General features: G+C 71.7%; 6 protein-coding genes. 1 reads left to right on the forward strand and 5 read right to left on the reverse strand.

What is annotated here, in order from left to right; all coding sequences use genetic code 11:
* The 4 genes from ABTZ89_RS33975 to ABTZ89_RS33990 all read right to left on the reverse strand — a co-directional run.
* The coding region (locus ABTZ89_RS33975; protein ID WP_351052559.1) for a GntR family transcriptional regulator at positions 1-237 on the reverse strand (237 nt) is incomplete at its 3' end.
* A 21-nt stretch (positions 238-258) separates the two neighbouring features.
* Complete coding sequence (locus ABTZ89_RS33980) at positions 259-1,749, reverse strand: tripartite tricarboxylate transporter permease (protein WP_351052562.1); 1,491 nt, start codon at positions 1,747-1,749, stop codon at positions 259-261.
* A gap of 1 nt (position 1,750) precedes the next feature.
* A complete protein-coding gene (locus ABTZ89_RS33985; protein ID WP_351052564.1) occupies positions 1,751-2,236 on the reverse strand; it encodes a tripartite tricarboxylate transporter TctB family protein in 486 nt (161 codons plus the stop codon).
* Entirely contained in the window at positions 2,233-3,255 is a 1,023-nt protein-coding gene (locus tag ABTZ89_RS33990) for a tripartite tricarboxylate transporter substrate binding protein (protein ID WP_351052566.1), read from the reverse strand. The genes ABTZ89_RS33985 and ABTZ89_RS33990 overlap by 4 nt, the downstream gene beginning before the upstream one ends.
* A 95-nt stretch (positions 3,256-3,350) precedes the next feature.
* Here ABTZ89_RS33990 and tcuA point away from each other — a divergent pair, with 95 nt between their 5' ends.
* On the forward strand, positions 3,351-4,829 hold the full coding sequence (gene tcuA, locus ABTZ89_RS33995) for an FAD-dependent tricarballylate dehydrogenase TcuA (protein WP_351052569.1): 1,479 nt from the start codon (positions 3,351-3,353) through the stop codon (positions 4,827-4,829).
* Here tcuA and ABTZ89_RS34000 read toward each other — a convergent pair.
* A complete protein-coding gene (locus tag ABTZ89_RS34000; protein WP_351052572.1) occupies positions 4,763-6,037 on the reverse strand; it encodes an MFS transporter in 1,275 nt (424 codons plus the stop codon). The two genes, tcuA and ABTZ89_RS34000, sit on opposite strands and share 67 nt — an antisense overlap.
* Between the last annotated feature and the right edge of the window lie 288 nt (positions 6,038-6,325).

The following is a 6,325-nucleotide window of genomic DNA, read 5'->3' on the forward strand; positions in this document are numbered from 1 at the left end:
CTCCAGGATCTCCTCGGGGCTGCGGGTGCGGACCCGCATGCCCCGGTCACCGCGTTCGACCAGGCCGTCCTGCTGGAGCCGGCGCAGCGCCTCGCGCACCGGCGTCCGGCTGGTCCCGTAGCGCTCCGCCAGCGCGAGCTCCACCAGCGCGGCACCCGGTTCCCAAGTGCCGTCGACGATCTCGGCGCGCAGCTGGTCGTACACCTCGGACAGCTCCCCTCCCCGGATCGAGCCCACGCCAGTGTACGGCGGTACGCATCACCGCCGCGCCCGACGCCGGACCGCGGGTAAGAGCACGGGGAGCAGCAACGACAGCGCCACCACCGTCCACAGGACGACCGTGATCGGCCCGGACACCAGGATCGACGGGTCCCCTTCGGACAGCACGAGCGCCCGGCGCAGCTGCTGCTCGGCGATGGGGCCCAGGATCAGCCCGACGATCGCCGGGGCCGGTGGGATCGACGCTTCCCGCATCAGCAGCCCGAGCAGGCCGAGACCGCAGAGCACCAGCAGGTCGGCCGTCGTGCCACCGGCGGCGAAGGCGCCGAGCGCGGCGAACACGAGCACTCCCGCGTAGATGGTGTGCGGCGGGATGGTCAGCATGCGCGCCCACAGCTTCACCAGCGGCAGGTTGAGCACCAGCAGCATCACGTTGCCGACGTAGAGGCTGGCGATCAGCGTCCACACCAGCGGACCGGACTCCTCGAACAGCTCCGGGCCCGGCTGCAGGCCGTAGGACTGGAACGCGGTGAGGATCACCGCGGCGGTCGCCGAGGTCGGCAGGCCGATGGTCAGCAGCGGGACGAGAACGCCCGCCGCAGCAGCGTTGTTCGCCGCTTCGGGTCCCGCCACGCCTTCGATCGCGCCGTTGCCGAAGTCCTCGGGGCGGCGGGACAGCTTCTTCTCGACGGTGTAGCTCAGGAACGTCGGGACCTCGGCGCCACCGGCGGGCAGGCTGCCGATCGGGAAGCCGAGCGCGGTGCCGCGCAGCCATGCCGGCCACGAGCGGCGGAGGTCCTCGCGGGACAGCACCGCCCTGCCTCGCACGGGTTGCACGGTCGAGTGCCCGGTCGTGCTGATGAGCCGGGAGAAGGTCTCGCCGAGCGCGAACAGCGCGACCACGACGATGACGACGTCGATGCCGTCGAGCAGGGATTCCGCGCCGAACACCAGCCGCGGTTGCCCGGTCTGGGAGTCGATGCCGATCAGGCCGATGGTGATGCCGACCAGCAGGCTCGCCACGCCCTTGAGCAGGTTCGGCCCCAGCAGCGCGGAGACGGTGGTGAACGCGACGGCCATCAGCGCCACGTACTCGGGCGGTCCGAAACCGGTGGCGAAGTCGGCGACCAGCGGTGCCAGGAAGGTCAGGGCGACGGTGCCGATCGTGCCCGCCACGAAGCTGCCCAGCGCGGCGGTGGCCAGCGCTGCCGCGGCTCGTCCGGTCCGCGCCATCTTGTTGCCCTCGAGCGCCGCGATCATCGACGCGCTCTCACCAGGTGTGTTGAGCAGGATCGAGGTGGTCGATCCGCCGTACATCCCGCCGTAGTAGATCCCGGCGAACAGGATCAGCGCGCTGGACGCCTCCAGCCGGAAGGTGATCGGCAGCAGCAGGGCGACGGTCAGCGCCGGTCCGATGCCGGGCAGGACGCCGACGGCGGTGCCGATCGTGACGCCGACCAGCGCCCACAGCAGGTGCGACGGGGTCAGCGCGCCGGCGAAACCGTCGAGCAGGAGTCCGATCTGGTCCATGTCAGAACCCCCAGGGGCCGGCGGGAAGGGTGAGCCCGATGATCCGGTCGAACACGACGAACACCACCGCGGCCAGCGACCACCCGTGGGCGACGATCTGCCAGCCGCGCGGAGCGCCGAGCAGCAGGGCAGCGGCGGCGAACAGGCCTGCTGAGGTCACGACGTAACCGAGCACCGGCAGCAGCAGCGCGAAGGCCACCAGGGCCGCGACCAGCGCGGCGAGGCGCAGCGCCGCGTGCTGCCGAAGCGGCTGGTCGGTGGCGGCGGTGCGCAGCGCGGCTGAGGAGCGCAGTGCCAGCGCGAGGCCGACGACGCCGAGCAGAACGCCCAACGCCAACGGCACCGCGGCCGGACCGGCCGCGCCCTTCCCGGTGTCGGGCAGCGCGAGTGCGTCGATGATCACGAGGATCGCGGCGACAACCATCAGGCCGCCGAAAACCGTTGAGCTGAGCGCTGTTCTGCGTTCTTGCGGTTCTGCCGCCATCATCGCCTCCCCAAGCCGATCTCGCCGAGCAGCTGGGTCACCCGGGCTTGCTCGGAGCGCACGAACTCCTCGAACTCCGGACCCGCGAGCGTTGCGTCGCCCCAACCTCGACGGGCCAGCGCTTCTCGCCAGGCGGGCGTTTTCGTCATGTCCAGCAGCACCTGTTCCAGCGCCTGCTCCTGTTCGGCGGAAATGCCCTTCGGGGCGACGACTCCGCGCCAGTTCTGCAGTTCCACGTCGAGCCCGACCTCGCGCAGCGTCGGCACGTCCGGCAGTTCCGGCAGCCGCTCCGGGCTGGACACGGCCAGCGCGCGCACCTGGCCCGCTTCGATCTGCGGCCGGATCTCGGACACCCCGGAGATGCCGAGCGAGGAACGACCGGACAGCAGGGTGGTGAGCGCTTCGCCGCCGCCGGAGTGCGCCACGTAGCTCACCCCGGACGGATCGGCTCCGACGGCTTTGGCCAGCAGTCCGGCGAGGATGTGCTCGACCCCGCCCGCGGACCCGCCCGAGATCGACACCGCAGGCAGGTCGGCGCGCATCGCCTCGGCCGCGGCCGGCATGTCCCGCAGCGGTGAGTCCGCGGCGGCCACGACGACCTGGTAGTCCGTGGTGAGCCGGGCCAGCGGAACGGTCTCGGACAGCGAGTGCGGGGAATCGTTCGTCTCGACCGCGCCGATCATGATCAGCCCGGTCGTCATCAGCTGGCTCGGATCGCCGTGGTAGCGGGTGAACTGGCTGAGCCCGATGGTGCCGCCCGCGCCGCCGACGTTGTAGACCTCGCTGCGGCCCACCAGATCGCGCAGCGCGGTCTGCATCTCGCGGGACGTCTGGTCCCAGCCGCCACCTGGCGCGGCGGGGGCCATGATCCGCAGCTGCTTGCCGTCGAGCACGCTCGATCCGACGTCGTCGCCGGGTTCGGTGGCGACCAGCGCGCCGGTGGCGAGAACGGCGACCACCAGCGGCGTCCACCGGGTCCATCTTCGGCCGGGTGCGTCGTCCTGGGACTTGCTGCTGGGCATAGAGCGTCAGTGCTCCCTCTGGTCCGTCCTGGACTTCGTGGTGCACGACTGTATACAGTCACATGCAATCGGATACAAGGCCTCGAGGAGGACGAATGCGACCGGATGCCGGTGCGGCGGTTGACGTCGTGGTGGTCGGCGGCGGCAACGCCGGGTTCAGCGCTGCGCACGCCGCGGCCGAGCGCGGGCGCCGAGTGCTCCTGCTGGAGAAGGGCGCGCCGTCGGAGGCCGGCGGCAACAGCTACTACACCGCAGGCGCGTTCCGGATCGTCCACGGCGGCCTGGACGACGTCGCCGACCTGCTCGATCCCGACGAACGGCACGCCAACTCGGTCCTGCCGCCGTACACCGCGCAGGACTTCGCCGCCGACATGGCGAAGGTGACCGGGGGGCGCAACGACCGGACGCTGACCGAGGTGCTGATCGGCGACAGCCAGGACGCGCTGAGGTGGTTGCACGGCAAGGGATTGCGCTTCCGGCTCATGTACGAGCGGCAGGCCTACCCGGACCGCGAGCAGCGGCAGGTCTTCTGGGGCGGGCTCGCGGTCGGCAGCACGGGCGGCGGCAAGGGCCTGATCGAACAGCACACGGCCGCGGCGCGGAGCGCGGGTGTGGAGATCCGCTACGGGGTGCGCTGCCAGCGGCTGGTGCTCGAAGACGGCGTCGTCACCGGCGTGGAATGCGTTGACGCGGAAGGGAATCGCGAGGTCGTGCGCGCGGAATCGGTGGTGCTGGCCGCCGGCGGTTTCGAAGCCGACGCCGAGCTGCGGCGCAAGCACCTCGGCGAGGGCTGGCACCGGGCCAAGGTCCGCGGCACCCCGCACAACACCGGCGACATGCTCACCGCCGCGATCGAGGCGGGTGCCGGGACCCACGGCGACTGGAGCACCTGCCACAGCGTGGCGTGGGACGCCTGGTTCGAGCAGAACGAGAGCAACCGCGAGTTCACCAACCAGCTCACCCGCGGCGGCTACCCGCTGGGCATCGTGGTCAACGCGCGCGGCGAGCGGTTCCTCGACGAGGGCTCGGACTTCCGCAACCTGACCTACGCGAAGTACGGGGCGCGAATCCTCGAACAGCCCGGCGGCTCGGCGTTCCAGCTCTTCGACGCCACGACGCGTCCGTGGCTGCGCGCGGAGGAGTACGACATGCCGGGTGCGTCGGTCGTCGTGGCCGACACCGTCGAGGAACTCGCCCGCGGTATGGGAGTTGACGCCGGAACGCTGCAGAAGACCGTGGCGGAGTTCAACGCGGCCATCGACCGCTCGGTCCCGTTCGACGCCGCGGTGCTGGACGGCCGTCGCGCCTCGGTGGCGCCGCCGAAGTCGAACTGGGCGCTCCCGCTGGAAACCGCGCCGTACTACGCGTTCCCCGTGACCTGCGGCATCACCTTCACCTTCGGCGGGCTGCACGCGGACACCCGGGGTCGTGTGCTCGACGAGGCGGGTGCGCCGATCCCGGGCCTGCTCGTCTGCGGTGAGATGCTCGGCGGCCTGTTCAGCGGGAACTACCCGGGCGGCACGGGTCTGACCTCGGGTGCGGTCTTCGGCAGGCGGGCCGGGGCTTCGGCCTGAGCCGGCAGGCGGTTGCTGAGGGCGGCGAACAGGAGCTGGACGAGGTTGCAGAACAGGAGGGCGGTCAGGGTCCACTCGGCGTTGCTGGTGGCATCGGTGAGGGTGCCGATGAGGGCGGGGCCGATCGCGGCGAGCAGGTAGCCGAAGCCCTGGACCATCGCCGACAAGCGGGTCGTCTCGTCGCCGTCCGCTGCCTGCACCGGGATGGCGGCCATCGCGGGGGCGAGGGCCGCCATCCCGACTCCGAGCAGCGCCGCCCACAGGACCGGGGTGGCGGACGGGGCGATGAGCAGGCCCAGCAGGCCGAGCCCGCCGCTGCAGGTGGTCAGCACCATCCAGCGGCCGATGTGCGTGGTCCGGCGGTAGCAGGAGGCCGTGATGACCGCGGACGCGGCGATGCTGACCACGAGGGTGTTGGTGCTGAGCGCGGCGGCCTGGGCGGGATCGGCTCCGGTGGTCCGCAGCAGGACCGGTTGCCAGGACAGCAGGGACAGGGCTTGCAGGGATTGCAGGCCCATGAACGTGGTCAGGTACCAGGCGCCGGGGCTTCGCAGGAGCGGCCGGCGCGGCTTCTCGAGCTGCGGCGCGGTGATTCGCGGCGTGCTGCTCTGCGGAGCCCACAGCAGCAGCGCGAACGCCACCGGGACGATCCACGCGCCCAGTCCGGCTCGCCAGCCGCCGATCTCGGTCAGCCACGGGGTCGTCGCCGTCGCGGTGGCGGCTCCGGCTCCGATCGTGCTGGCCGACAGCATCGTGAGCCCGGCGGCGCGGCGACCGCCCAGCTGCTGGCAGACGGCGGGCAGCAGGACCTGCGTCCCGCCGATCGCGCAGCAGGCCAGTGCGGTTCCCGCGAGCAGCAACCACTGGCCTTCGGCGACGCGGATCGCCTGCCCGGTCAGCAGGAAGCCCAGGAACAGCACGATCCCGGTCTGGGTTCCCATCCGGCGGCGGAGGAGCGGCACGAGGCAGGTCGTCGCGGCGATGCAGAGGCACGGCAGCGCGGTGAGGACCACGACCGCCCCGGTGCCGAGCCCCAGCGCCGCGCGGATCTCGGGCAGCGCCGCGCCGACCGCGGTCACCGAGGTGCGGGCGTTGAACGCCGCCGCCACGATCGCCAGGACCTGCCACCACCGCAGGCGCGCCGGAGGTGCCACCGCGGGGCGGATCGGCAGCGTCTGCTCGGGGGCGGTCGGGGTGAGGGTGGACATAGGTCTTCCGGTGCCTGGCTGTTGGCGGGATGCGCCGACGCGAGATGTTCGCTGCGTCGGGTGACGGCGGGAACCTGATGAGCCCCGAGCCAAGATCATCATAGGCTCCCCGGCTCCGCGCCCGGACCCACCCCGACAATCCACTGTGGACGTCCAAGACCAGCGAATTCAAAGAGCTGAACCCCTCTCCGAAATCCGCGACCACACACCACCCTGCTCGTCCACCCCCCGACGCCCTCAGTCCCGGGGACTGGCTCCGAAGTCCGGGTTCCGGGGTTCCACAGTTTC

Origin of the sequence: Saccharopolyspora sp. NPDC002686, assembly GCF_040295745.1 — a bacterium.
GTDB classification, from domain to species: domain Bacteria; phylum Actinomycetota; class Actinomycetes; order Mycobacteriales; family Pseudonocardiaceae; genus Saccharopolyspora; species Saccharopolyspora oryzae.

What these genes read in the sequence shown, in the direction of transcription:
- tcuA (WP_351052569.1), top strand. Translation starts at nt 3,351, where the DNA reads ATGCGACCGGATGCCGGTGCGGCGGTTGACGTCGTGGTGGTCGGCGGC.
- ABTZ89_RS33980 (WP_351052562.1), bottom strand. Translation starts at nt 1,749, where the DNA reads ATGGACCAGATCGGACTCCTGCTCGACGGTTTCGCCGGCGCGCTGACC.
- ABTZ89_RS33985 (WP_351052564.1), bottom strand. Translation starts at nt 2,236, where the DNA reads ATGATGGCGGCAGAACCGCAAGAACGCAGAACAGCGCTCAGCTCAACG.
- ABTZ89_RS33990 (WP_351052566.1), bottom strand. Translation starts at nt 3,255, where the DNA reads ATGCCCAGCAGCAAGTCCCAGGACGACGCACCCGGCCGAAGATGGACC.
- ABTZ89_RS34000 (WP_351052572.1), bottom strand. Translation starts at nt 6,037, where the DNA reads ATGTCCACCCTCACCCCGACCGCCCCCGAGCAGACGCTGCCGATCCGC.